This window comes from Bradyrhizobium archetypum (assembly GCF_013114835.1).
Taxonomy (GTDB): domain Bacteria; phylum Pseudomonadota; class Alphaproteobacteria; order Rhizobiales; family Xanthobacteraceae; genus Bradyrhizobium; species Bradyrhizobium archetypum.
In genome coordinates this window covers 301,582-326,499 of record NZ_JAAVLW010000005.1, presented here as the reverse complement: position 1 = coordinate 326,499, position 24,918 = coordinate 301,582, and the positions used below count along the sequence as shown (strand labels likewise).

The following is a 24,918-nucleotide window of genomic DNA, read 5'->3' as shown; positions in this document are numbered from 1 at the left end:
TGCACCCAGCCGGCTAACCGCGCTCCATCATATGGACCGCATGATTCGCCGCTACTTTGTCGATTACTGCGCGAAGGATTTCGTCGAGCCGCCTGCCTTCTGAATAATCCGCGGGTGCGATGAAGTCCGCACGCTTGTCATGTATAAGCTTCTCCGCGCGGGCTTTCTTTGATCGACTTCCAGGTTGATAGACCGCTATTGAGTGACCGCCCTGATCTCTAACTAGCCGCATGCACGGAATATCGGTTTCGCCGTCGCCGATGAAAACTATGTTGGTGAAAGGCACCGGCCGCTCGGCGTGCGGAACGAAGTCGTTGATTAGTCCGTGATCATGCACACGAAGAGACCCCTTGTTGATCCGGAAAAGGTATTGAGTCTTTGTTGTGTAGTTGATCGCTAACGCGGGCCACTTTGCAGCCCCATTTGCATCATAAGCAAACGACGAAGCGAACACCTTTGTAAATTTCCTCCCAATCTTTGTTGCTTCGATCATCTCCTTGATGCCAGATGATATGATGAAGTGCTGCAGCTTGACTTGTCGTTCCTTCGCGTAGGCATTGATATGGTCGAACCAATCGCTAGCGCCCCGAAAAAGTTTTACAGTTTTCCCGTGCTCCGCGAAATCTCGTTTGCGGACCGGAACATCTTGGGCTGCAGCGCGCTCTAGCATGTACGTCATGTATGAAAGCACCTCGTCTGCTTCGTGCTTCTCTGCGCGCGTTTTGTTGTTTTGCCAAAAGGTTGCCTTCTTCATTCCGATTGCGGGGATGAAGCTATTTTCCTGAATATTGCCTGGTGCCAATGTGCCATCGAAATCACGCAATGGCCATTGGGATGAGCTTTCGAGTCATCGCTAGAACCAGATCTCGTTCAGCACTGGCGGATCAAAAAGGAAGCCCCGCCGTTGCCGGCAGGGCTTTTGTTGTGGATGGACGGTTCGTTTAGACATCTCCGCGGCGCTTCACGAACACCCCGTCGTGCTGCCACACGTATCGCACTTCATGCACGTGCCGTTCCTCACCAACGTGAAATTTCCGCACTCGCTGCACATCTCGCCTTCGTAGCCCTTGGCCTTGGCTTCCGCCCGGCGTTCGGCCTTGCTTGGGGCGACCGCGACTGCCGCGCTGCCGGCCTTGCTCCATTTCAGGGCATCCAGCCTTTCCGTCGGCGACAGGTCGTGGCTGGTTTCCTGCTTCAGGGCCACCGCGCCTTCATGCGCGTCGGAGGCGCGGGCGCTTGCGCCGTGGCCGCCGATTGCGGTGACGTTGTGGGAGCCGCGGGCATCCACATCGCCGCCGCGCATCACGACCAGATTATCCGTGCGCGAGCGGGTCAGGCCCTTGGACAGATATTTGGTGGCCTGGTGGCCGTCGCCCGGCTCCTTGCCTTCCTCGACGCCCTTGCCGAGCGCGTCGAAATTCGACTCGGTCGGGTCGACATGGGCGAGATCGAAGCGCGACATGTAGCTGACCGCGAGCTCGCGGAACACATAGTCGAGGATCGAGGTCGCGTACTTGATCGAGTCGTTGCCCTGCACCGGGCCCGCCGGCTCGAAGCGGGTGAAGGTGAAGGCGTCGACATATTCCTCCAGCGGCACGCCGTATTGCAGGCCGAGCGAGACGGCGATCGCAAAATTGTTGATGAAGGAGCGCAGCGCCGCGCCTTCCTTGTGCATGTCGATGAAGATCTCGCCGAGACGGCCGTCGTCATACTCGCCGGTGCGCAAGTACACCTTGTGGCCGCCGACCACCGCCTTCTGGGTGTAGCCCTTGCGGCGATCCGGCATCTTCTCGCGCTCGCGCATCACGACGATGCGCTCGACCAGCTTCTCGACGATCTTTTCCGAGACCTGCGCGGTGCGCGCGGCCATCGGCTTCTCGTAGAGCGCCTCCACCGCATCGTCCTCGTCGTCATCGTCGGCGATGAGCTGCGAGTTGAGCGGCTGGGAGAGTTTTGAGCCATCGCGGTAGAGCGCGTTGGCCTTCAGCGCGAGCTTCCAGGACAGGAGATACGCCGCCTTGCAATCCTCCACCGTGGCGTCGTTCGGCATGTTGATGGTCTTGGAGATCGCGCCCGAAATGAACGGCTGCGACGCCGCCATCATGCGGATGTGGCTCTCGACCGAGAGGTAGCGCTTGCCGATCTTGCCGCAGGGATTGGCGCAGTCGAACACCGCGTAATGTTCTGCCTTGAGGTGGGGAGCTCCCTCGACCGTCATCGCGCCGCAGATGTGCACGTTGGCGGCCTCGATCTCGCGCTTGGTGAAGCCGAGCGCGGCGAGCAGGTCGAAGCCGGGGGCTGCGATCGCTTCCGGCGCGAGGCCGAGAGTGTCGCGCAGGAAGTCCTCGCCAAAGGTCCACTTGTTGAAGGCGAACTTGATGTCGAAGGCGGTCGGCAGCGCCTTTTCCACCTTGGCCAGCGCTTCATCGGTGAAGCCCTTGGCCTTCAGCGTGGTGAGGTTGATGCCGGGCGCGTTGGAGAGCGAGCCGTGGCCGACGGCGTAGGCCTCGATCTCGGCAATATGCGCTTCGCTGTAGCCGAGGGCGCGCAGCGCCTCGGGCACCGCCTGGTTGATGATCTTCCAGTAGCCGCCGCCGGCGAGCTTCTTGAACTTCACCAGCGCGAAATCAGGCTCGATGCCGGTGGTGTCGCAATCCATCACCAGGCCGATGGTGCCGGTCGGCGCCACCACGGTGGTCTGCGCGTTGCGATAGCCATTGGTCTCGCCGAGCGCGAGCGCGTCGTCCCAGGCCTTGGTCGCGTGGGCGACGAGGTCGGCTTGCGGGCAGGAGGCGTGATCGAGCGGCACCGGGTTGACCGAGAGCGCTTCATAACCGGAGGCGTGGCCGTGCGCGGCGCGGCGGTGGTTGCGGATCACGCGCAGCATGTGCTGGGCGTTCTTCTTGTAGCCGGGGAAGGTGCCAAGCTCGGCGGCCATCTCGGCCGAAGTCTTGTAGGCGATGCCGGTCATGATCGCGGTCAGCGCGCCGCAGAGCGAACGGCCTTCCTTGGAGTCGTAGGGCAGGCCCATGGTCATCAACAGGCCGCCGATATTGGCAAAGCCCAGGCCCAGCGTGCGGAACTCGTAGGAGAGTTCGGCGATCGCCTTCGACGGGAATTGCGCCATCATCACGGAGATTTCGAGCACGATGGTCCAGAGGCGGCACAGGTGCTCGTAGGCCTCGACGTCGAAGCGTTTTGTCGTCGTCGAATAGAAGGTCAACAGATTCGCGGACGCCAGGTTACAGGCCGTGTCGTCCAGAAACATGTATTCCGAGCACGGGTTCGACGCGCGGATGTCGCCGGACGCCTTGCAGGTGTGCCAGTCGTTCATGGTGGTGTTGAAGTGCAGGCCGGGATCGGCCGAGGCCCAGGCGGCGTGGCCGATCTTCTCCCAGAGCTCGCGGGCCTTGAGCGTCTTGGTGATCTTCTTGTTGGTGCGGCCGATCAGATTCCACTCGCCGTCGGTTTCGACAGCGCGGAGGAAGTCGTCCTTCAGCGAGACCGAGTTGTTGGAGTTCTGGCCGGAGACGGTGAGATAGGCCTCCGAATCCCAATCGGTGTCGTAGATCGGGAAGTCGATGTCCTTGTAGCCCTGCTTGGCGAACTGGATCACCCGCTTGATGTAGTTGTCGGGCACCAGCGCGCGGCGCGCGAGCTTGATCTCGCGGCGCAGCGCCGGGTTCTTTTCGGGATCGAAGCAATCATCGCCACTGCCTTCGCAGTTGACGCAGGCCTTCAGCACGGCCTTGAGGTGCTTCTGGTTGATCTTGGAGCCGGTGACGAGCGCGGCAACCTTCTGCTCCTCCTTCACCTTCCAGTCGATATAGGTCTCGATGTCGGGGTGATCGACGTCGACCACGACCATCTTGGCCGCGCGGCGCGTGGTGCCGCCGCTCTTGATCGCGCCCGCCGCGCGATCGCCGATCTTGAGGAAAGACATCAAGCCGGAGGAACGGCCGCCGCCGGACAGGCGCTCGCCTTCGCCGCGCAGGCGGGAGAAGTTGGAGCCGGTGCCGGAGCCGTATTTGAACAGGCGCGCCTCGCGCACCCAGAGGTCCATGATGCCGCCGTCGTTGACGAGGTCGTCCTCGATGCCCTGGATGAAGCAGGCGTGTGGCTGCGGATGCTCATAGGCCGATTTCGATTTGGTCAGCTTGCCGGTCTTCCAGTCGACGTAATAGTGGCCCTGGCCGGGGCCATCGATGCCATAGGCCCAGTGCAGGCCGGTGTTGAACCATTGCGGCGAGTTCGGCGCGACCATCTGCTTTGCGAGCTGGTAGCGCAGCTCGTCGTAGAACGCCTGGGCGTCTTCATCGGACGAGAAATAGCCGCCCTTCCAGCCCCAATAGGTCCAGCAGCCGGCGAGGCGGTCGAACACCTGCTTGGCGCTGGTCTCGCCGACATAGCGCTCGCTCTCGGGCAAGAGGGCGAGGGCCTCGGTGTCGGGCACCGAGCGCCACAGCCACGACGGCACGGTCTCTTCCTCGACCTTCTTCAGGCGCGCGGCGACGCCGGCCTTGCGAAAGTACTTCTGCGCCAGCACGTCGGAGGCGACCTGCGACCAGAACTGCGGCACTTCGACATTTTCGAGCCGGAACACGACCGAACCGTCGGGGTTGCGGATCTCCGATGTGGTCAGCCGAAAATCGATCCCCGCATAGGGAGATTGGCCGGAAGTGGTGTTGCGCCGCTCGATTCGCATTTTGTCGTGCCCCGTGTTCTTGCCCGGTCCGCTCTTTTCGCGGTTGCCGGATGTTTCATTGAGCGAACTTTCGGCACCAAGGTTGAAGCAACCTTGGGCCTGAGATCCGCAAGCTCTACCGGTGGACCCGGCCCTGTTTCTGTCTTCGCCACCCCAAGGGCTCGTCCCGCCTTTGGCAAGGCCAGCCCCTTCCAACTCAACGCCGCAACTCGTCGCCTTGAGCCATTCGGCTCGTTTTTAAGGCCCGGGATCGCCCCCGAATTTTGGGCAGACAAGCCCTCGATCCGTGCCTCGACCGGCTGACGGAGTGCTTGTTCGGAACCCATTTGGGAGCGATCGGCGGGACCCTGAACTTAACTCGCGCCGTCCAGGAATAAGGCTAGGCCAAACCCGTCGTGCCCGTCAAGGACTAGTACGAGTTCCTGAATCAAACACTAAATATGGTGGAAAGTGAGGGATAACAGGGGCCGGTGCCGCGCCTGTGATGGTGCCAAGTATCCGTGAGTCCTCAGGGATTCCCAAACGAAAAAAATTGTTGGGACGTGTGGAAACCGGCTTCGTCCCGCTGTTCACAGGGCAGGTATTTTTTCTCTCTTCAGGATTGCGCCGGCGAGACTCACGTAGCGCCACGGGGCGGGGAGGGCTGGCATGTCCCCAAGCCCGTGGTCGCCCGCCCCGATACGCGGCAAGGTGCGGGCGATTCCACCGCTTTTCCGTCCCTTGCCGGGCTCCATGACAGAATCAAAACCGACCAGCGCGCCGATGCGGATCGCGCCCGCAGGCCTGATGTTCCTCGCCATCACCTCGGTGGGCTGGGGGTTCAACTGGCCCGTCACCAAGTTTCTGCTCAGCGAATTGCCGCCGCTGACCCTGCGCGGCTCGACCGGCGTGATCGGGGCGGCGCTGCTCGCGTTGCTGGCGCTCGTCCGCGCCCAGAGCCTCAGGATCGAGCGGCATTTGTGGCCGCGGTTGATGCTCTCGGCGCTGCTCAACGTCACGGGCTGGATGGTGCTGATGGGGCTGGCGCTATTGTGGCTGCCGGCGAGCGAGGCGGCACTGATCGCCTACACCATGCCGGTATGGGCCTCGCTGTTGGCCTGGCCGGTGCTCGGCGAGCGGCCGACGGTGCTGCGCACGGTGGCGCTGGTGATGGCGTTCGCAGGTTTGGCCGCCATCATGGGCGGCAACGGGTTTAGCGCGACCGCGGCCAAGCTGCCGGGCATGGTGATGGCACTTGGCGGCGCGTTCGGCTTTGCGCTCGGCACGGTGCTGGCAAAGAAATTGCCGGTGCCGCTGCCGCCGATCCCGGCGGCGGCCTGGCAGATCGGGCTCGGCTGTTTTCCCATCGTCATCATCGGTCTCGCCGTCGAGACCACGCATATGGAGAAGGTGACGCCGCTCGGGTGGTGGCTCCTGATCTATTCGACCGTGATCCAGTTCTGCATCGCCTATGTGAGCTGGTTTGCCGCGCTCGCGCGTTTGCCGGCCTCCGTCGCGGCGATCGGCACCATGGCAGTGCCGGTGATCGGCGTCGTGGCCTCTGCAATCGCGCTCGGCGAACCGCTCGGGCCGATCCAGATCGCGGCGCTGGTGTTTACGCTCGCCGGCGTTGTGCTGGCGACGCGATCGTAAAGGTCAGCCTATCCGATTGTCATGGTTGCCGGTTTGCAGTAGGCATCGGAGCGGAAACTTCTGGCATAATGAGTGCCAGGCCTGGAGCGGCCTGGCTTTATCGGTGAAAGAGAGAGCATGGCGCGCAACATCCTGATCCTGGGGGCCTCCTACGGCTCCTTGCTGGGGACCAAGCTTTTGATGGCGGGTCACAACGTGACCCTGGTCTGCCGCAAGAAGACAGCCGAGCTGATCAACCGCGACGGCACCGAAGTTCGCATCAAGCTGCGCGACGAGGCGGTGCACCGCGCGATCTTTTCGCGCGACCTGCCCGGCAGGCTGGACGCGACCACGCCCGGCGAGGTCGACCTCTCGCGTTATGACCTGGTCGGTCTTGCAATGCAGGAGCCGCAATACACCAACCACACGATCCGGGTCCTGATGATCAAGATCGCGGAAGCGAAGCTGCCTTGCCTGTCCATCATGAACATGCCGCCCTTGCCCTATCTCAAGCGGATCCCGGCGCTGGCGGACATGGATCTGGAGGAGGCATATACCAATGCCCAGGTGTGGGAGCGGTTCAAGCCGGGGCTGGTGACGCTATGCTCGCCCGATCCGCAGGCCTTCCGTCCGCCGGAAGAGGCGGCGAATGTGCTGCATGTCGGCTTGCCGACCAACTTCAAGGCCGCGGCGTTCGAGGATGAACAGCACAACAAGCTGCTGCGCGAGCTGGAAGCCGACATCGACGCGGTGACGCTGGACGGCCATGACGTTCCGGTGAAGCTGAAGGTGTTCTCTTCGCTGTTCGTCCCGCTCGCCAAATGGTCGATGCTCTTGACCGGCAATTATCGCTGCATCACCCCGCATGAGCCGCAGTCGATCCGCGACGCCGTGCACGGCGATCTGAAACTGTCGCAGTCGATCTATCAGCATGTCGACGGCATCGCCCGGCGCCTGGGGGCCGATCCGGCCGATCAGGTGCCGTTCGGCAAATACGCCAAGGCGGCGGAAAGCCTGCTCAAGCCGTCATCGGCGGCCCGCGCGGTTGCCGCCGGCGCGCCGTTCATCGAGCGCGTCGATCTGCTCGTGAAGCTGATTTCGCACCAGCTCGGCGTGCCCAGCGCCGAGATCGACCGCACGGTCGAGATCGTCGATCAGAAGCTGAACGAGAAGATCGTGGCAGGTGGATCGGGCGCGCAGTGAGAGGCGCGCGGGCCCGGTTCAGCGCCCGCCCGGCCACTGGCCGCGACTCACGCCTCTACGCCTATTTGCTTCACCAGTTCGGGAATGAGTTGTCTGAGCTTGCCGTGGCTGAGGAGGGGCGAAGCCGCGATCGCGGCGAGGCGCCGTTCGACCTCGGGCCATTGGTTGGTCTCGCGCGGATCGATGTCGCCCTTGGCGAGATTGCAGGGGTAGCACGACAGCACGCGGTTGCTCCTGCCGTTCTGACCTCCCTTCGAGAGCGGGATGAAATGGTCGATGCTGGCCTTGACCTTGCCGCCCGTCTTCATGCGGGAGAGTGCAACGTCACAGTAGGCGCATCGTCCGCCCCAATCGAAATAGAGGCGTTTGTAGATCACGTCGGCCATCGGCCTTGGCTCTCCCCCACAATCCCTTCGTCCAACGTCGCGCCCTTTCATACATCGAGTCGGCATTGAAAACGACGCTCGACAAGAGGAGAGGGCTTGCGCCTTGTTCATCCCGACAGCGCGCGTCGCACCATGTTGGCCAGCTGCGACTTGCGGTACGGCTTGGTCAGCAGCAGCACGCCGGGATCGAGACGGCCCTGGTGCACGATGGCGTTGTCGGTATAGCCGGAAGTATACAACACCTTGATGCCGGGGCGGAGCTTCAACACCTTGTCCGCCAGATCGCGCCCGGTCATGCCGCCGGGCATGATGACGTCGGTGAACAGGAGATCGAACGGCTGGCCGCTTTCGACGACGCGCATCGCCGCCGGTCCATTGGCGACGGCCACCGTACGGTAGCCGAGGCCCTGCAATTGGGTGGTGACAAAATTGCGCACCAAGGCGTCGTCTTCCACCACCATGATGGTCTCGTTGCCTTGCGGCAGCGCTGCGGCCGCAGCCGGCGCGGTCTCGACTCCGCCGCGGGCCGGCGGCAGATAGAGCTTGATCGTGGTGCCGTGGCCGACCTCGCTGTAGATCCGGATGTGCCCGCCCGATTGCTTGACGAAGCCGTAGACCATGCTGAGGCCCAGGCCTGAGCCCTTGCCGATCTCCTTCGTGGTGAAGAACGGCTCGAACACCTTGTCCAGCACGTCCTGCGGCATGCCCGTGCCGTTGTCGCTGACCGCGAGCATCACATAGGGACCGGGCTTAACCCCGGGGTTGGCTTGCGCATAGGCCTCGTCGAGCACGACGTTGCGCGTTTCCAGAAGCAGCTTGCCGCCGTTCGGCATCGCGTCGCGGGCGTTGATCGCCATGTTGAGCAGGGAGTTGGCGAGCTGCGAGGCATCGATATGGGCAATCGCCGTTTCCTGCTCCAGGATCGAGTTGACTTCAATCTGCTCGCCGAGCGTCGGACGCAGCAGCTTGCAGATGTCGAGCACGGTGGCGTTAATGTCGACATTGCGCGGCTGCAGCGGCTGGCGGCGGGCGAACGCGAGCAGGTGCTGGATCAGTTCGCTGCAGCGTTCCGCGGCCTGGTCGATCAATTCGGCGGTCTTCTGCAACGCCGGCTCATGCGCAAGGCCCGTGACCAGCGTTTCGGTGGTGCCGGTGATCACGGTGAGCATGTTGTTGAAGTCATGCGCGACACCGCCGGTCAGCTTGCCGATGGCATCGAGCTTTTGCGACTGCAAGAGCTTCTGCTCGGTTTCGCGCGAGGCCGTGATGTCGTGATAGACCAGCGCTGCGCCGCTGATGGCGCCCGTGGCATCACGCAGCGGCCGGCCGCTGACCACGAGATGGAGGGGCGGCTCGCCGCTGACCGGGCGCAGCACGATCTCGGTAGCATCGAACGATTCGCCGCGTAGCGCGCGTGAGGCGGGCATGTCGTGGACGAGCGTCGGCGTGATGCCGTCGGCATGAAAAGCCGCGCTCAGTGACCGCAAGTGCTCAACCGTCATGCCCGGCTGGTAGCGCAGCATCTTCTCGGCGGCCGGATTGGAGAGCAAAACGTCTCCCTTGGTGCCGATAACGAGCACCGCCTCCGCCATGCTGTGAAAGGTGCTGCGCAGGACGGCGGCCGAAAGTCTGAGTTCCTCGTGCGCGGCAACCAGATGCTCGGTGCGCTCGGCGACCGCGGCCTCGAGCGCCTCGTTGGTGGCCTTGGTGGCGCTCAGCGAATCCTGCAGTTCCCGCCGTGAGCGGCGGGCCGACAGCGTCAGAACGGTGGCAAGGACCAAAATCAGCACGACGCCAGCGAGATCGATCGCCAGTAGAAACCTGCCGTTGGTCTCGGATTCGGCGCGTCTGGCCGCAAGCAGCCGGCGCTCTTCTGCCACCGCCTTTTCGAGGTTGCGGGCGATCGTGGCCGTGGCCGCACGATCCTCTTGGGCGACGAGCGCCGCGACCGCTGCGCTGTCTCCCGCGGTGCGGTGCCTGATCAATTCGCCATTGATGGCAATCTGGCGCTCCACCAGCGTATTGGTCTCTTCGATTAGCTGTTTTTCCGTGGGATTGTCCCTGACGGCATCGATCAGTACCGCCAGCGCCGGCAGGATTGCGTCGCTGGCCTCGCGGTACTCGCGGGCGAACTCCTGATCGCCGCTGATCGCGAAGGCGCGCGCCGCACTTTCGGTCCGGCGCAACAGCGGCCGCATGTCGGAGATCTTGCTGAGTATTCCAAGCGCACGATCGACGGACGCGGTATCGGATCGCGACTTGAGGTCCAGACCGATCGAGGCAGCACCGATGACGAGAAGGATCGCGAGGCCAATTCCGAGAATGATGCGCTGGGAAGGCATTGCCAGTTGCTATATCGAGTGCCGCGCGGACGCTTGCGGCTTGGTGATGCATTGATTGACCGAGGCCAACAGCGCGTCTGGCGTGAACGGCTTGCGCAGGCAGCAAACAGCGCCGAGCTCGATGGTCATGCGCAGGAAATCCGGTGCGCGTTCGGCGTTGGCGAAGGCATAGCCGGACATCGCGACGATCGGCGTGTCCGGTTTGCGCTCGTGGAACGTCCGAATCGATTCAAAGCCGCGCATATGCGGCATGAACACGTCGACCAGCATGACGTCGAAGTCGCTAGTTTCGAGGGCACGCATCCCCGCCTCACCACCGTCGGCAACGGTGACCTCGAAACCCTTGCGCGTCAGACAGACCTCGATGGCAACGCAGACCATCGGATCGTCATCGACCACGAGAACGCGCGGCACGATGCTTCCTTCTTCCTTGGGATGACTCACACATCCCATGTGACGATTAAGTCGAAACGCCGACAAGTCGTCTGTATGATAAAGTGCACATAAAAGTTGCCGAGAGCAATTCAGTTTTGCTGTGTCAGAACGATAACAAAACACGTTGCCGGTTCCGGATCTTGGCATCTCGGCGTGCTCACGCGGAGTGACGATCGCCGCTCCGGCTCATCCTGGATCATGAAACCTTTACTGATCGCGCGGCCGTGCTTGACGGCGCTCCGCTCCTCATCCCAAACGAAAAGGGCGGCGCAATGCGCCGCCCTTCGAATTCGCGGGGATGTCCTGTCACTGCGCAGGGCAGGGGTGACGCAGCCCGTCATAGCCCAGATACGTTCCCGACGCCGGATCGTAGGATTTGTACCTGCGCATGCAATAGGCCACGGCATCATCGCCGACCGGGGGCGCTGCCGCTACGACGGTGTCGTCGTAGTAGTAAGGATCATCGTAGTAGTAGGAGCTACCGTAGTAACCGTAGGCAGACCCGATGCCGGCGCCGATCGCGAAGCCCGGCCAGAAGCCACCATGGTGATGGTGACGATGGCGAAAGCCGCCGCCATGCCAAGTCCCGCCATGCCAAGTCCCCTGGGGCCCGGTCGCGACGGCTGCGCCGGTACCGGGGCGGAAGCCCGTTGCGGGGGCCGTGCGGAATCCGGACGGTGCTCCAGCCACGACGGGTGCTCCTCCACCGGCTCTGACACCAGCGGGCCCGCCGGCCGCCATACCGCCGCCTCGAAAGCCGCCGCCCGCGCCGATCGCTGCGCCGCCGCCACCACCACCTCTAAAGCCGCCACCACCGCCGATAGCTGCACCGCCGCCCCCGCCCCCGCCGATCGCTGCGCCGCCCCCGCCACCGCCACCGCCACGGGCGCCGGCACCGCCACCCGGGGCAACGCCTTGGGCCGAGCTTTGACTTGGCATTGCAATCGGAACGAGCAGCGCTATCGCTGCCGCAGTACTCAAAACTTTCAGATTGATCATTGTCGGCTCCATTTGCGGGAATATAGGTGCCTAACCACCTCAAGAGACGGACGTTCCCGAGGGCGCATGTTGATTGCACGCAAGCCTGATCCTGTCGGATCGGAACTGTACGCCGAATGAATGGATTGGGCCGATTCCGCGGCCATGCGTAGAGCGCTACCGGGCAGGGCAAACGCCTTCCGGGCTGGGCAGAACGCCAGCCTTCGGCTGGACAATCCGCCTCGCGGATGGCAATCAGAGCAGCACGTTTTCTCGAGACCGGCCGAGCCCTATGAAGCAGTTTTTGTTAAAGTTTTTCACTTGGTGGAACGGCCAGACGTTCGGCACGCAATTGTGGACCTGGCGATTCGGCGAACTGGTCGGCGAGGACGAGCAGGGCAACCGTTACTACCGCACCAAAGGCCGCAAGATCGATCCGACGCTGGGCTTCGAGCGGCGCTGGGTGATCTATAATGGCTATACCGAGGCGAGCCGGGTGCCGCCGTCATGGCACGGCTGGTTGCATCACGTTGTCGATACTCCGCCGACCGAAGCGGCTTACACGCCGCGCGAATGGGAAAAGCCGCACCAGCCGAATCTAACCGGTACGCCTGCGGCCTACCGTCCCTCCGGCTCGACTCTCGCCAGCGGCCGCCGTCCCAAGGCGACCGGCGACTACCAGGCCTGGACCCCGGGAAGCTGACTTCACGTTTATTTTAACGGTTAAGCCCTAGAGGCGGTTGCGAATGAAAATAGGTGTATCTACACTTATCGGCATGAAGCATCCGAACGACCCCGACACTGCTGACTACATGGCCACCGCCGGCTGTTTTTGCCTGGCATCGCGGCAGGCCGCGCGAAAGATCACGCGGCTATACGATTTCTACATGCAGGAATCCGGAATTCGGGTCACCCAGTTCACCATCCTGTCGCAGCTGATGCTGCGAGGGGACATGACGATCGGCAAGCTGGCCGGTCTTCTCGGCATGGAACGCACCACGCTGACCCGCAACCTGACCCTGCTCGAGCAGCAGAAATGGATCTCGATCAAAGCGGGCGACGACCCGCGCGCGCGGATGATCGGCATCACCGGGCAGGGCAGGAGCGTGGTGCGCCGCAGCTTTCCGTTCTGGTCAAAAGCGCAGGCGCATATCGGCACGCTGCTCGGCGCCGACGGTCAGGCCGCGCTGAAACTGCTGGATTCCCGGAATTTGGGCTGAAACCAAAGGGCCTTCGACCGGCGCGTCGTTCGTCCAAATAGGTGTAACTGCACGTAAGGAGACGCCATGCTCGACTTCATCGGAACCATTGTTCTCGTCGCCGCGATCATCGTAAGTATCAATGCGCTCACTGGTGCGATGCCCATCAACCTATCGCAGCGTATCGCCGTATCGGTCGGTGCTGGCCTGTGGACGGGTCTGGCCGCCGCGCTGGCCGCCGCGGACCTGTTTGTCGGAACAAACCCGGTGGGGCCGCCGACGATTGGTACGGTAATCGCGTTTCCGCTGGTTGCGACTGCCGTTGCTGCCTCGATCTTGCCGTCGGTGCGTGCTGCGCTGCTCCGGATGCCGATGCCATTCCTGATCGGTCTCAATGTCTGGCGCGTGGCAGGCGGATTTTTCCTTATCCTCGCGGCGCAAGGCCGACTTGGCGGACCATTTCCAATCTCGGCAGGTTGGGGCGATATCATCACCGGCGTGCTCGCTCTACCGGTGGCCTGGCTCGCACTGCGCGGGCAAGGCAAGGCGCTGGCATGGACCTGGAATGCATTCGGCATGCTCGATCTCGTTGTGGCAATCGCACTCGGCGTCATCTCGGCGAACGGCTCGCCGCTGCAGGTGATCCACGCCGGGCCAGGCTCGGAAGCAGTGCAGATGCTGCCGTGGTCGCTGATCCCGACCGTGCTGGTGCCGATGTTTCTTATTGTGCATGCTGTCATTTTCAGGCAACTGGCCCGCGCCAGCCAGGGCGCGGCGGCCTTGCAACAATAGTCGTTGGCAGGGTCGGCTTCCCCTTAACCGAAGTATCGACTCGCTCCGAGCCCTGTGGACAACGGGAACAGCGGGGACATCGGTCAGCGCCGTCTTGCGTCTTGCGCGTTGTCGCGGCTCAATGGGGACATCTTACGGAGATGGGAAACCATCGCGTCGGTGTCGGGCTCCAGTCGCGACTGTCCCGATTTGCAGCGGTCACCGAGTAGGACACGGCCGGAAATAGGCCCCCGGTGCAGAGATCCTGAAATCGCCCGCCAATGTGTGGCTGCCGTAGGACAGGAAAGGCCGTCTGGGAAACCAGGCGGCCTTTTTCTTTTGCTGTCATCATCGGACCTTGTCATCGTCCGCGAAGGCGGACGATCCAGTACTCGGTGGCTTCTCAATTTTCCACTGGCGCCTGCGTTTACTGGATGCCGCCTTCGCAGGAATGACGGCGGAGGGCGCGCCTATCCCAGTCGCGCGGCGGCGCGGCCGATCATCTCGCCGCGGCGGACCTGCGCCGGCGCAATCCTGTCTTTCATGAGGGCGAGGACTTCCGGCGGCGCGGTATCGGGCGAGCCGGAATTGAACGGCGGCGCCGGGTTGTATTCGAGCCGAAGTTGGATCGCTTCCGCGGTCCTCTGATCGTGCAGTAGCGAAACCAGCGTCAGCGCGAAATCGATGCCGGCGGTGACGCCACCGCCGGTGACGCGGTTACGGTCGACGCAGACGCGCGTCTTGGTTGGAATTGCGCCGAAGGCTTTCAGGAAGTCCATCGCCGTCCAGTGCGTTGCCGCGCGATAGCCCCTGAGCAGGCCGGCGGCACCCAACACCAGTGAGCCCGTGCAAACCGAGGTCACGTATTTTGCGCCGGGCGCCTGCTTGCGCAGGAAGGCCAGCATTTCCTCGTCATTGACCATGTCGTCAGTGCCGAATCCGCCCGGCACGCAGATGACGTCGAGCTGCGGGCACTCTGCAAATGTCGTGGTTGGCGTCAGCACAAGCACGGAATCGCTCGTGACCGGCTCGATCCGTTTCCAGATCAGATGCACCTTGGCGCCGGGCAGGCTGGAGAACACCTGCAACGGACCGGTGAAGTCGAGCTGGGTGACACGCGGGAACAGCACAAGACCGATTTGCAGCGGTGTGGGCGTGGGTGACGGCGCGGACATGGTGACCTCCGGAAAATTTGGCTTGACGGAAGGCATCCTGCCATGATGGCTTGATGTCCAAAATGGCATATTTCCCTCATTTTAGGACAAGCGCCAAAAGTCGGGGCACCAGCCAAAACAGGCCAGCAGCATGATCGGCGTTCTCGTCTTTCCTGATTTCCAGTTGCTCGACGCCGCGGGGCCGATTTCGGCATTTGAAATCGCAGCGCGCTTTGCCCAGGGTACACCTGCGATCCGGCTTCTAGCGGTGACACCGGGACCGGTGCGTTCGTCGTCGGGCGTCGAGATCGTCGCGCGGGGATTGAAGTCGGCAGCCGCGATCACGACGCTGATCGTCGCGGGCGGCGAGGGCGTGCGCCAGGCGGCAGCCTGCGAGAAGACGCTCGGCTTCGTGCGCGCGGTCGCGAGGCGCGGCATCCGCATCGCCAGCGTCTGCTCCGGGGCCTATGTGCTTGCGGAGGCCGGCCTGCTCGATGGCCGCCGCGCCACCACGCATTGGCAGCGCACGCGGCATTTTCTGAAGACCTATCCGCAGGTGAAGCTTGAGGCGGACCGCATCTTCGTGCGCGATGGCGACGTCTGGACGTCGGCCGGGATATCGGCCGGCATCGATCTGGCGCTGGCGATGATCGCGGAAGACCATGGCGATGAGATCGCGCAGAAGACCGCAAAGCATCTCGTGCTCTATCACCGCCGCAGCGGCGGCCAGTCGCAATTCTCCTCGCTGCTGGAATTGAAGGCGCCGAACGGCCGCTTCGGGTCGCTGCTCGCCTGGGCGCGCGAGCATCTCGATGCGCCGCTGACCGTCGAGGATCTCGCCGAGCAGGCCGGCATGAGTTCGCGGCATTTCACCCGCGCCTTCATGGCCGAGACCGGCACCACTCCGTCAAAGGCGGTGGAGCGGTTGCGCATCGAGGTGGCGCGGCAGCGCGTGCAGTCTTCCAGCGAAGCGATCGAGCGCGTCGCGCAGACCACCGGCTTTCGCGATCCGGAGCGAATGCGCCGTGCCTTCATCCGCGCCTTCGGCCAGCCGCCACAGTCGCTACGCCGCGCAGCGCGGGCAGGATAGGATAGGCGTATCGGAAATCCGCTATCTGCGGAAATCCACCCGGCCTTGCGCAAAGTAGCCGTCTATTCGCTCGTCGCTCACTACCAGGCCGACCCAGGGAACCGTGATCTCCGGGTTATTGAGGTTGATGTACTTGCCGACCAGCCGTCGTGGGCCTTCGCGCCGTGCGTCGATGAGGCCCCTCCGCTTGCCGGAATCCCAATCGAATAGAAGATGCACGCGGTCCCCGACGATTTTCGCTTCGCCATGGCCTTGTTTCCATTTGTCGGGGGTATCGCCCGGTATGGTGGTATCCGCGGCACCCTTCCAGCGGCTCGACCATCTGCCTTCGATCGTGCCGTGCCCCTCGCTCGCAGCGCCGGTGCTCCATGGCTTGGCATTTTCGTCGGCGGCGGATCCGTCCGGCGCCGTGCTGCGGGCGAACTGCATCACGTCATCGTCGTTGGGATCTGGAACGTCCATGACGCCGAACGGATTTCGCGTCGCCAGATCGTTTTCGGATTTCATTGGGCTTCTCCACCTGCAATCGCCGTAGTCTGAATCAAACGGAACGGCTCGCTTCGTGAGCGATTGGGATCGCAGGATAAGGGCGTCACGGCCACCCGATTCCCGGGGAAACTCACACGGAAGGAGCCGCGCTGACTTCCTACACGCAGCCGCATCGTCGAGATCCGCGTTCATGAATGAACCCGAATAATGCTCGCTGAAAGCGTTGGTTCAGCGTTTGCCGGACGGTCACCTGGATCGACGCTGGAGACGCTCAGGCAACGTCGGCTTGCGCGCTCGGCTGTTCTTCCGCCAGCAGGGCATCGAGGTCGACGAGCTGAGGATCGTCGTCCTCTGGTTCGCCATTGTGCCCGGCGCTGCCGTGAAGATGCATCAGCGTCTGCACACGGCGGGCGTTGAGGTGGTCGACATGCTGATGCTGCAAGGCTAGCGCCAGCAGCGCCTTGGGCAGGCCTACTACCGCAAAGGCCGGAGCCTTGCGCACCTCGTCGCCCTCGCGCCAACGCAGGGGATGGAGCGTATAAATCAATTGCCGCTCGAGCTCCGCCGACGGCGGCTGATCCGCTTCGGATAGCGCGATGTTGGCGAGATTGGCGTTGCCGGCGCGGGTGCGTACCGCAGCGGAGCGCAATTCCCAACAGATCAGGTCTGTCGCCGCGCGGACCTCGCTACGAACCGCATCCACGCTGCTTGAGAAGCGGCTGGCTTCCGGTATCGACAGCGCGCTTTTGGTGACGGCTTCGACCAGCGCCGTGGCGCCGGCTTCGAATCCGGGTGCAGCCCGCTCGATCGCCGCAGCCATCGCCTCGATCTGGTCCGCCAACGCGTCGCGGTCGCGCTGGGCTTTCGCATCGGCGAGGGCGCGCTCGGCCGACGCCACCTGATCTTCGACCTCGAGCAATTCGGCGCGCAATGTCTTGGCGCGCTCTTCGACGGCGCGCATGCTGGCTTCGGCGCGATCGAGCCGGGAATTGTTGGCACCAGCCACCGCGAGCTGTTCGGCCGCGGCGCGCTTTTCTGCAAGGTCCGCCTCGGTGCCCCGCAGCCGTTCGGCCAGCTTTTGCCGCGCCGACAATTTGTCCTTCAGCGCAACCTCGAACCGCTCGATCGGGCTGAGCTCGCGCTTGAAAAATGCCATGACGGTTTCCTCGCGGGTTGCGATCATCCGCCAGAATCACCTGGCAGATTCGGTTGCGTGCCAGAGTTAGTACGAAACTTGGATAACATTGCGGCCTGAGTCGGGCCAGCCGCGACGGCCGGGATAAACCGGACAGGGTGATTCGGCTTGGAATAATCTCGGCTAAACGCGCGGATCGGGATGCCAGCCAAGGACGGCGAGCATCACGAAAAAGCCGACGACATAGGCCACCGCCACAGGCCAGCCCTGGCTAACCCAGCGTCCGACCGACTTCGCCTCCGGATACATATTCGAGAGCGCGACACCGGCCGAGGAACCGAACCAGATCATCGAGCCGCCGAATCCGACTGCATAGGCGAGATAGCCCCAGTCATAGCCGCCCTGCTTCAACGCGAGCGCGGTGAGGGGAATGTTGTCGAACACGGCAGAAATGAAGCCTAGTCCGAGCGCGGTCGGCCATGACGCTACAGGCAGCCTTTCGACCGGCATAAGCGAGGCCGCGGTGACGAGCGCGAGCAGGAAGATGGTACCCTTGAACGTCTCCGGCATCACCTTCCAATCCGGCGCCCGCCATCCTGCCGTCAGCAGAATGACGGCCCACACCGCGATACCGAGAACGGGGACGCTATCGAGCAGGGCCGGGAATCTCAGGTTGGCAATGATGTTCGCTGCCAGCGCCGCGACGAGAATGGCTGCGACGATGAAGACCCGGGTCCGGTCGATCTTCAGTCCACTCGGCGGATTCTTCTGGATCGGCGAAAAACGCTGCTGCTGGATCGACGCCGGCACCGCAAAGATCAGCATCGCGACGACGGCCGCGATATAGGCCTCCACGACGGCGAGCGGGCTGACGCCGGCGATCCACATCATGGTAGTCGTAGTGTCGCCGACGACGCTGCCGGATCCGCCAGCGTTCGAGGCTGCAACGATCGCTGCGAGATAACCGATGTGTACCTTGCTCCGGAATACATGCCGCGCGACGGTGCCGCCGATCAGCGCCGCGGCGATGTTATCGAGGAAGCTCGAGAGCACGAACACTAGGACGAGCAGGACGACGCCGCCCTTCCAATCGTCCGGCAGCAATGCCGGCATCTCGTCCGGAACCCGGCTGTCTTCGAAATGCCGCGACAGCAGCGCGAACCCCATCAGCAGCAGGAACAGGTTGGCGAGCGTCACCCATTCATGCACCATGTGGTGGCCGAGGCCGTTGATGCCCGCGCCATATTTGAATCCGGTGAAGATCAGCTTGTAGATCACGATCGCGGCAAGGCCAGTGAGGGCGACCTGAAGCGTCTTGTGATGGAATATCGCGACTCCGAGCAGCGTCAGCGCGAACAGCAGAAAATCGACGGGTACGCCAAACAGGAGGATTGGTTCGATCACAACAGCCCCGAATATGCGCAGGAGAAAGTAGCGTTAGCGTTGTGCAATGTTAATTATTTCAGCGCCTTCAGCCAGGCGGCGATTTCGCTGACGGCCACATTGGCCTGATGCAGCAATTTGCCCATGGTGAAGAAGCCGTGGAACTGGCCGGGGAAATGCCGGTAGGTCACGGGCACGCCGGCTTCCCTGAGCCGCGCCGCATATTCGGCGCCCTCGTCGCGCAGCGGATCGGCGCCCGCGGTCAGCACATAGGCAGGCGGCAGCCCGGCGAGTGTTTTCGCGCGCGCAGGTGAGGCCTTCCAGTGGTCGATGTCGGCCGTACCGTTGAGGTAGTGATTACAGAACCACCTGATCACCGAGTGCGTCAGCAGGATGCTGGTCTCGGGCTCGCGGTGCGAGGGATGGCTCATCGCAAAGTCGGTGGCGGGATAGATCAGCACCTGGCCGGCAAGTTTGGGGCCATCGCCGTCGCGCGCGGCCAGCGCCACCACGGCCGCCAGGTTGCCGCCGGCGCTGTCGCCACCTACCAGCAAGTGGTCGGCGTCGATGGCGAGCCGGCTGGCGTTGGCGGCAACCCACTTGGTCGCGGTGATGGCGTCGTCGGCGGCGGCGGGAAACTTGTGCTCCGGCGCCAGCCGGTAGTCGACCGAGATCACGATCAACTCGCCTTCATGGGCAAGCTTCTGGCAGACCACTTCATGGGTATCGAGATCGCCGATCACCCAGCCGCCGCCATGGAAGAAGACCAGGCATGGCGCAAGGCCGTCGCGTTTGCGCAACGTCTTCGGTGTGTAGATGCGCGCGGCGATCGCGCCGTGCGGCGCAGGGATCGAGAGCGGCTGGTTCGATTCAAGCGCCGGCGGCTCAGGATTACTGACAACGCGGGCGTTGCGATAATATTCGCGCGCTTCCGGTGCGGTCAGCGTCTCATAGGCGGGACGGCCCGCCTCCTGAAAAGCCTTGTAGACGGCGGCGGCATCGGGATCGAGCGTGACGGGCATGAGGAGTGACCTTTGTTTATGAGTATGTCATTCCGGCGTGCGCGGCGAACCCGGAATCTCCAGATTCCGGGTTCGGTCCTTCCGGACCGCCCCGGAATGACGGTTGCGACAAGTCATGCAGCAGTTCGACCACCGTCGACGGTATAGGTGGAGCCCGAAACGTAGCTCGCCTCGTCGGAGGCGAGGAACGCCACGACGGAGGCGACTTCGGACGCCAGTCCGAGCCGTCGCGCCGGAATCCGGTCGACGATCTTCTCAGGTGGCGGCGGCTCGTTGCCGGGATTGCGGCCCTGCAGGATTGTGCTCAGCATCCGGCTGTCGATCAGGCCCGGGCAGACGCAATTCACTCGCACGCCGCTGCCGGTACATTCCCAGGCGGCGCTCTTGGTGAGCCCGATCACGGCGTGCTTGCTGGCGCTGTAGACGGCAATCATCGGCGATCCGATCAGGCCGGCGATGGAGGCCGTATTGATGATGCTGCCCTTGTTCTGCTTCAGCATCACCGGCAGCACGTGCTTCATGCCGAGAAAGACGCCGACCACGTTGACGTCGAGCACGCGGCGAAAGCTTTCCAGCGAATATTCTGCGATCGGCTTGATGTCACCCTCGATGCCGGCGTTGTTGTAGAACGCGTCAATCCGGCCGAACCTGTCGACGGTGGCACGAACATATTCTGCGACCTCGTCTTCCCTCGTGACGTCGGCGGTGATGGCGAGCGCTTCGGCGGAGGCGGGTAGGTCGCGGATGGCGGCCTTGAGGTCGGCTTCCCTGCGGTCGACTGCGACAATCCGCGCGCCGCGTTCAGCCGAGAGACGGATGGTCGCGGTTCCGATGACGCCGGCCGCGCCGGTCACGACGGCAACCCGGCCATCGAGGCGAATTCGATCGGGCATGTGCTAAGGTTTCCTCTCGCTCGTTCCGGTTCTCCCGGATTTTGATGGTTTAGCGCGTGGCCGCGCGACGGGAGCGACTATTTCATCTGAAACGGGGCATGGCTAGGTCATGGGACGCCGGTTCGGAAACTCCCTTCCGCCTTCCTAGGCCTTGCGGCGGGAGGGGGGCGAACCGCCCTTTCCCCGCCGTATTCCCCGTGTTAACCGGAAGGGACGCGAGCGGCGGATTAGTCTGTACTATGTCGCGAGCCCGATTCGCCTGTTAAAGCCGCGCGAGATGCTTCGAACCATTGCCCTGACCGGTCTTGCGGCCCTGATCGCCGCCACCACGGCTTCGCTCGCGCCACCCGCGCAGGCGCAGATCGGCAATATCTTCTCCGATCCGCCGCTGCGGCCACCGGGCGCTATTCCGCGTGGCAATCAGCAGCAGCAGCAATTCCCTGATGACGACGAGGAAGTGCCGGAACTGCCGCGTGGCCGCCTGCTGCCGACCCCGAACCGTCCACCGCCGGGGCAGGGCGCGCCACCGCCGGGAAGCTTCCAGTCCCAGCCACTGGCGCCGCCGCCTGGCACTCCCCAAGGCACTCCCCAAGGCACCCAGCCGGGCGTCGCCGTTCAGCCGCCGCAGCCGGGAGGTCCGGGCGTTGCCAACGCGCCGCCGGGACAGCGCCCGCCGCAGCCCCCGGCCAAGGGCGTGCCGAACTCGCCAGCGACCCTGCAGCCGGGCGATGAGGTCGTGTCCGAGCCGCCGGCCACCAAGATCACCAACAAGAAGGCGAGCTTCTCCGGCCTCGACAAGATCACTGGCCGCATCATCAATTTCGACGAGGACATCGGCGAGACGGTGCAGTTCGGCGCGCTGCGCGTGAAGACCAGCGCCTGCTATACGCGCCCGTCGACAGAGGCCGCTAATACCGATGCCTTTGTCGAGGTCGACGAGATCACGTTGCAGGGCGAGGTGAAGCGGATCTTCTCGGGCTGGATGTTCGCCGCCAGCCCCGGCCTGCACGGCGTCGAGCACCCGGTCTACGATATCTGGCTGACCGACTGTAAAGGCCCTGACCAGACCATCGTCAGCGCTCAGCCCGATCCGGCAAAGGCGGTTGCGCCGCCGCCGGGCGCCAAGCGTCCGCCGCCGCCGAAGCAGGCGGCTCCGCGCCCGCCGGGACCACCGCCGCAGCCGCAATTCCAGCAGCAGCCGCAACAGGCGCCGCCGCCGCCACCGCAGCAGCGGCCGGGTGGTCTGTTCGGCGGATTGTTCGGGAATTAAATTCCATACAACCTCAGCCGCGTTTCGCGATGATCGCGAGCGCCTCCGCGCCACTGACGCTAGGCCGCAATCGCATGAAATCCGCTGGCTCCCCCGCGATTGCCTTGTCGAGCAAGGCGCGATAGCGGCGCCGCGAAATTTCGGCCGCGCCGAAGCTGCGAAGATGTTCGGTGACATATTGGGTGTCGAGCAGCTCGAACCCGCCGGCGATCAGCCGTGCCACCAGATGCACCAGCGCCACTTTCGATGCATCGCGGACGCGATGGAACATGCTCTCGCCGAAGAAGGCCCGCCCCAGGCTGACGCCATAGAGGCCGCCTGCGAGGTCGCCGTCCTGCCAGACCTCGACGCTGTGACAATGCCCGAGCTCGTGGAGCCCGACATAGAGATCGCGGATGCGCTTGTTGATCCAGGTGTCGTCGCGGCCCGGCTGCGGCGCGGCACAGCCGGCAATAACGGCCTTGAAGGCGGTATCGACGGTGACGCTAAAAGCGTCCGAGCGCACGGTGCGGGCAAGCCGCGAGGCGATGCGGAAGCCGTCAAGCGGAATCACGCCGCGCATTTCCGGCTCGACCCAGAACAGCGTCGGATCGCCCGCGCTCTCGGCCATCGGGAAGATGCCGCAGGCATAGGCCCGCAGCAGCACGTCAGGCGTGATTTCGGAAGCAGCGGACTCGCGAGAGGTCATAGGGCGATGATAGCAGGACGCGCAGGGTGTATGCTACTTGCCGAAACGACCGTTAGTTCTCGTAGCTGAACAACTTCGCGGGGTTGGTCACCAGGATTTTCTGCAGTTCCACCTCATCGGCGACGTAGCGGTAAAGCAGCTCGAGCAGGTCGGCGTCGTTGGGCGGCTGTACCACCGAAACCGGGTGCGGCCAGTCGCTCGCCCACACACAGCGGTCGGGAGCAGCTTCGATATAGGCACGTGCGATCGGAGTGACATCGTCCCACGGCGGACCTTTCTTCGAAGTCTTTTCGCCGAGCGACAGCATCACCCAGAAGTTGCCCTTCGAGAGGAGCTCCAGCATCTTCTGCAGACTCGGGTCGTCCTTGCCGCGCGTCGGGTCAGGGCGTGCCATGTGATCGATCAGCACGGGGACGTCGAGGTTTTCGTACTTTGCGACGCTGGAGACGATGCCGTCCTTCTCCGGCTGGATCTTTGCGTACCAGCCGAGTTCGCGGATTCGCGCGATCGCGCGGGCGAAATCCTTATCCGAGAGCACGGCGCCGAGTTCCTGCCGGAAGCTGAAGCGGGCGCCGCGCACGCCGGCGTCATGCAGCTTCGCGAGGTAGGCGTCATCTGCTTCGGCAAACACGAGCGCGTTGGCGCAGCCGCGATAGTTCGGGCCCATCGCGGCGAGTCCGTCGAGCACCACGGCATGATCAGCGCCATAGGTCGTGGTCTGCACGATGATACCGCGCTCGATGCCGAGCGCCTTGTGGACGCGCAGCGCAGCCTCCCAGGTCGCCGATGGCATCTGGTAGGCGGCGCCCGGCCGCACCGGGTATTTCTCCAGGGGGCCGAGCACGTGAAACTGGCTATCGATGCTCTTCGGCGGCGGCAGTTTCGAGGGACGGCGCGGGTTCGGGTCGAACGGAAGATACGTGGGCATGTCAGGTTCCTTGTATCGCGGTCAGCCGATCACGGCTGTGAAGTCGCATTGCACGAGCGCGCCGTTCTCCATTTCCATCTGCAGCGCATGGCGGGCAGGGCGGGAATGCTCGTCGGGAAACATTTTCAGCCACTCGGTATTGACCGGCGCGCGCTGCTTGCGGTCCTGCAGCCACACCGTCATTTTGATGATGTCGTCGGTCGTGCCGCCGCCGGCTTCGACGATCGCTTTCATATGGGCGAACATGTTGGCGCACTGGTCCTCGATGCGCTCGGGCATCGCGCCGGTTGCGGGATCGCGTCCGAGAATGACGCCTGACATCAGGAGATTGCCGATGCGACAGGCGTTGGGAATGGGATTGGCGTGCTTGAACTCGCCGATATGAATGCTCTTGCGTCTTGTCATCTCTACCTCCGCGGACGCTTTTGTTCAGACGAATTGGCAAGACACCGATCCAAACCGGCCGTAGTCGGCGTGGAACGTGTCGCCCCTGACGACCTCGACCGGACGCGTGAACGAGCCAGCCAGCACCACTTCGCCGGCCTCGAGATATTCGCCCTGCGCCGCCAGCCGATCGGTGAGCCAGGCCACGCCATTGGCGGGATGGTTGAGAACGCCGGCAGCGATACCGGTCTCCTCGATCTGGCCGTTGCGAAATAACAGCGCACCGATCCAGCGCAGATCGGCGTCGAGTGGGCGAATGGGCCGTCCGCCGACGACCAGCGCCGCATTCGCGGCATTGTCGGAAATCGTGTCCATCACCTTGCGTGGTGCTTTCGTCTCGGGATCGGTGCGATGCATCCGGGTTTCGAGGATTTCGAGCGCCGGCGTGACGTAATCGGTCGCGTTGAGCACGTCGAACAACGTGCAATCCGGACCCTTCAACGGCGCCTTCAGCACGAAGGCCAATTCGACCTCGATACGGGGAGCGCGGAAACGATCGAACGGGATCGCGGAGGCGTCCGGATAGAACATGTCCGCGAACAACACGCCGTAATCCGGCTCGGAAATGCCGACGGCGTTTTGCATCGCCTTCGAGGTCAAGCCGATCTTGTGACCCCTGACGACACGGCCGCGGGCGAGCTGCAGCCTGGTCCAGGCGCGCTGAATGGCGTAGGCGTCTTCGATCGTAAGGTCCGGATATTCGCGTGTGAATGCCGATATCAGCGACTTGCTGCGTTCGGCTTCATCGAGACGTTGCGCCAGAAGTTCGACGGTTTGCGGATCGAGCATCGG

23 protein-coding genes are annotated in these 24,918 nt (G+C 63.5%); 7 read left to right on the top strand and 16 right to left on the bottom strand.

What is annotated here, in order from left to right; genetic code table 11:
• Positions 1-13: 13 nt before the first annotated feature.
• Together HCN50_RS17840 and HCN50_RS17835 are read right to left on the bottom strand one after the other, a co-directional pair.
• Complete coding sequence (locus HCN50_RS17840; protein ID WP_171710975.1) at positions 14-823, bottom strand: HAD family hydrolase; 810 nt, start codon at positions 821-823, stop codon at positions 14-16.
• Between the two features lie 138 nt (positions 824-961).
• Positions 962-4,705 carry a vitamin B12-dependent ribonucleotide reductase gene (locus HCN50_RS17835; protein ID WP_171710974.1) on the bottom strand — a complete coding sequence of 1,248 codons (3,744 nt, stop codon included), beginning with the start codon at positions 4,703-4,705 and terminating at the stop codon, positions 962-964.
• A gap of 732 nt (positions 4,706-5,437) precedes the next feature.
• Between HCN50_RS17835 and HCN50_RS17830 the strand changes: the two genes are divergently transcribed.
• Both HCN50_RS17830 and HCN50_RS17825 read left to right on the top strand, forming a co-directional pair.
• Positions 5,438-6,337 carry a DMT family transporter gene (locus HCN50_RS17830; RefSeq protein WP_171710973.1) on the top strand — a complete coding sequence of 300 codons (900 nt, stop codon included), beginning with the start codon at positions 5,438-5,440 and terminating at the stop codon, positions 6,335-6,337.
• Between the two features lie 117 nt (positions 6,338-6,454).
• Complete coding sequence (locus HCN50_RS17825) at positions 6,455-7,519, top strand: ketopantoate reductase family protein (RefSeq protein ID WP_171710972.1); 1,065 nt, start codon at positions 6,455-6,457, stop codon at positions 7,517-7,519.
• A gap of 47 nt (positions 7,520-7,566) precedes the next feature.
• On the opposite strand, the gene HCN50_RS17820 is transcribed toward HCN50_RS17825, so the two are convergent.
• The 4 genes from HCN50_RS17820 to HCN50_RS17805 all read right to left on the bottom strand — a co-directional run bounded on the left by HCN50_RS17820 (position 7,567) and on the right by HCN50_RS17805 (position 11,681).
• Positions 7,567-7,905: an HNH endonuclease gene (locus HCN50_RS17820; RefSeq protein ID WP_171710971.1), complete on the bottom strand. Its 339-nt coding sequence runs from the start codon at positions 7,903-7,905 to the stop codon at positions 7,567-7,569.
• Between the two features lie 107 nt (positions 7,906-8,012).
• Positions 8,013-10,247: a CHASE3 domain-containing protein gene (locus HCN50_RS17815; RefSeq protein WP_171710970.1), complete on the bottom strand. Its 2,235-nt coding sequence runs from the start codon at positions 10,245-10,247 to the stop codon at positions 8,013-8,015.
• Between the two features lie 9 nt (positions 10,248-10,256).
• Positions 10,257-10,661, bottom strand: coding sequence for a response regulator (locus HCN50_RS17810; RefSeq protein WP_171710969.1), 405 nt, complete (start codon positions 10,659-10,661; stop codon positions 10,257-10,259).
• Positions 10,662-10,988: 327 nt separating this feature from the next.
• Positions 10,989-11,681 carry a BA14K family protein gene (locus tag HCN50_RS17805; protein ID WP_171710968.1) on the bottom strand — a complete coding sequence of 231 codons (693 nt, stop codon included), beginning with the start codon at positions 11,679-11,681 and terminating at the stop codon, positions 10,989-10,991.
• A gap of 271 nt (positions 11,682-11,952) precedes the next feature.
• Here HCN50_RS17805 and HCN50_RS17800 point away from each other — a divergent pair, with 271 nt between their 5' ends.
• The 3 genes from HCN50_RS17800 (at position 11,953) to HCN50_RS17790 (ending at position 13,651) form a co-directional block, all read left to right on the top strand.
• Positions 11,953-12,363, top strand: coding sequence for an NADH:ubiquinone oxidoreductase subunit NDUFA12 (locus HCN50_RS17800; RefSeq protein ID WP_171710967.1), 411 nt, complete (start codon positions 11,953-11,955; stop codon positions 12,361-12,363).
• Positions 12,364-12,472: 109 nt separating this feature from the next.
• The gene (locus tag HCN50_RS17795) at positions 12,473-12,880 is read left to right on the top strand and encodes a MarR family winged helix-turn-helix transcriptional regulator (RefSeq protein ID WP_171710966.1); all 408 of its coding nucleotides are present in this window, start codon (positions 12,473-12,475) and stop codon (positions 12,878-12,880) included.
• Positions 12,881-12,946: 66 nt separating this feature from the next.
• Positions 12,947-13,651, top strand: a complete 705-nt coding sequence (locus HCN50_RS17790) for a DUF8737 domain-containing protein (protein WP_171710965.1) — start codon at positions 12,947-12,949, stop codon at positions 13,649-13,651.
• Between the two features lie 449 nt (positions 13,652-14,100).
• On the opposite strand, the gene HCN50_RS17785 is transcribed toward HCN50_RS17790, so the two are convergent.
• A complete protein-coding gene (locus HCN50_RS17785; RefSeq protein WP_171710964.1) occupies positions 14,101-14,805 on the bottom strand; it encodes a DJ-1/PfpI family protein in 705 nt (234 codons plus the stop codon).
• 130 nt (positions 14,806-14,935) lie between these two features.
• Between HCN50_RS17785 and HCN50_RS17780 the strand changes: the two genes are divergently transcribed.
• Positions 14,936-15,874: a GlxA family transcriptional regulator gene (locus HCN50_RS17780; RefSeq protein WP_171710963.1), complete on the top strand. Its 939-nt coding sequence runs from the start codon at positions 14,936-14,938 to the stop codon at positions 15,872-15,874.
• Between the two features lie 21 nt (positions 15,875-15,895).
• On the opposite strand, the gene HCN50_RS17775 is transcribed toward HCN50_RS17780, so the two are convergent.
• The 5 genes from HCN50_RS17775 to HCN50_RS17755 form a co-directional block, all read right to left on the bottom strand.
• Positions 15,896-16,381 (bottom strand): hypothetical protein, encoded by a 486-nt coding sequence (locus HCN50_RS17775; RefSeq protein WP_171710962.1) that lies wholly within the window; start codon positions 16,379-16,381, stop codon positions 15,896-15,898.
• 253 nt (positions 16,382-16,634) lie between these two features.
• Entirely contained in the window at positions 16,635-17,519 is an 885-nt protein-coding gene (locus tag HCN50_RS17770; protein WP_171710961.1) for a hypothetical protein, read from the bottom strand.
• Positions 17,520-17,681: 162 nt separating this feature from the next.
• Positions 17,682-18,902, bottom strand: a complete 1,221-nt coding sequence (locus tag HCN50_RS17765) for an SLC13 family permease (RefSeq protein ID WP_171710960.1) — start codon at positions 18,900-18,902, stop codon at positions 17,682-17,684.
• A gap of 53 nt (positions 18,903-18,955) precedes the next feature.
• Positions 18,956-19,903: a LipP1 family hormone-sensitive lipase gene (gene lipP1 / locus HCN50_RS17760; RefSeq protein ID WP_171710959.1), complete on the bottom strand. Its 948-nt coding sequence runs from the start codon at positions 19,901-19,903 to the stop codon at positions 18,956-18,958.
• Positions 19,904-20,016: 113 nt separating this feature from the next.
• Entirely contained in the window at positions 20,017-20,796 is a 780-nt protein-coding gene (locus HCN50_RS17755; RefSeq protein ID WP_171710958.1) for an SDR family NAD(P)-dependent oxidoreductase, read from the bottom strand.
• Positions 20,797-21,073: 277 nt separating this feature from the next.
• On the opposite strand from HCN50_RS17755, the gene HCN50_RS17750 reads away from it, so the two are divergent.
• Positions 21,074-22,066, top strand: coding sequence for a DUF2155 domain-containing protein (locus HCN50_RS17750; protein ID WP_171710957.1), 993 nt, complete (start codon positions 21,074-21,076; stop codon positions 22,064-22,066).
• A 13-nt stretch (positions 22,067-22,079) separates the two neighbouring features.
• Here the strand turns inward: HCN50_RS17750 and aat are convergent, their stop codons facing one another.
• The 4 genes from aat to hpaH are packed head-to-tail and all read right to left on the bottom strand — an operon-like array spanning position 22,080 to position 24,915.
• Positions 22,080-22,754: a leucyl/phenylalanyl-tRNA--protein transferase gene (aat, locus tag HCN50_RS17745; protein WP_171710956.1), complete on the bottom strand. Its 675-nt coding sequence runs from the start codon at positions 22,752-22,754 to the stop codon at positions 22,080-22,082.
• Positions 22,755-22,806: 52 nt separating this feature from the next.
• The gene (locus HCN50_RS17740; protein WP_171710955.1) at positions 22,807-23,682 is read right to left on the bottom strand and encodes an amidohydrolase family protein; all 876 of its coding nucleotides are present in this window, start codon (positions 23,680-23,682) and stop codon (positions 22,807-22,809) included.
• Positions 23,683-23,703: 21 nt separating this feature from the next.
• Positions 23,704-24,087: a RidA family protein gene (locus HCN50_RS17735; protein WP_171710954.1), complete on the bottom strand. Its 384-nt coding sequence runs from the start codon at positions 24,085-24,087 to the stop codon at positions 23,704-23,706.
• A gap of 24 nt (positions 24,088-24,111) precedes the next feature.
• The gene (gene hpaH / locus HCN50_RS17730) at positions 24,112-24,915 is read right to left on the bottom strand and encodes a 2-oxo-hept-4-ene-1,7-dioate hydratase (protein WP_171710953.1); all 804 of its coding nucleotides are present in this window, start codon (positions 24,913-24,915) and stop codon (positions 24,112-24,114) included.
• Positions 24,916-24,918 lie beyond the last annotated feature (3 nt).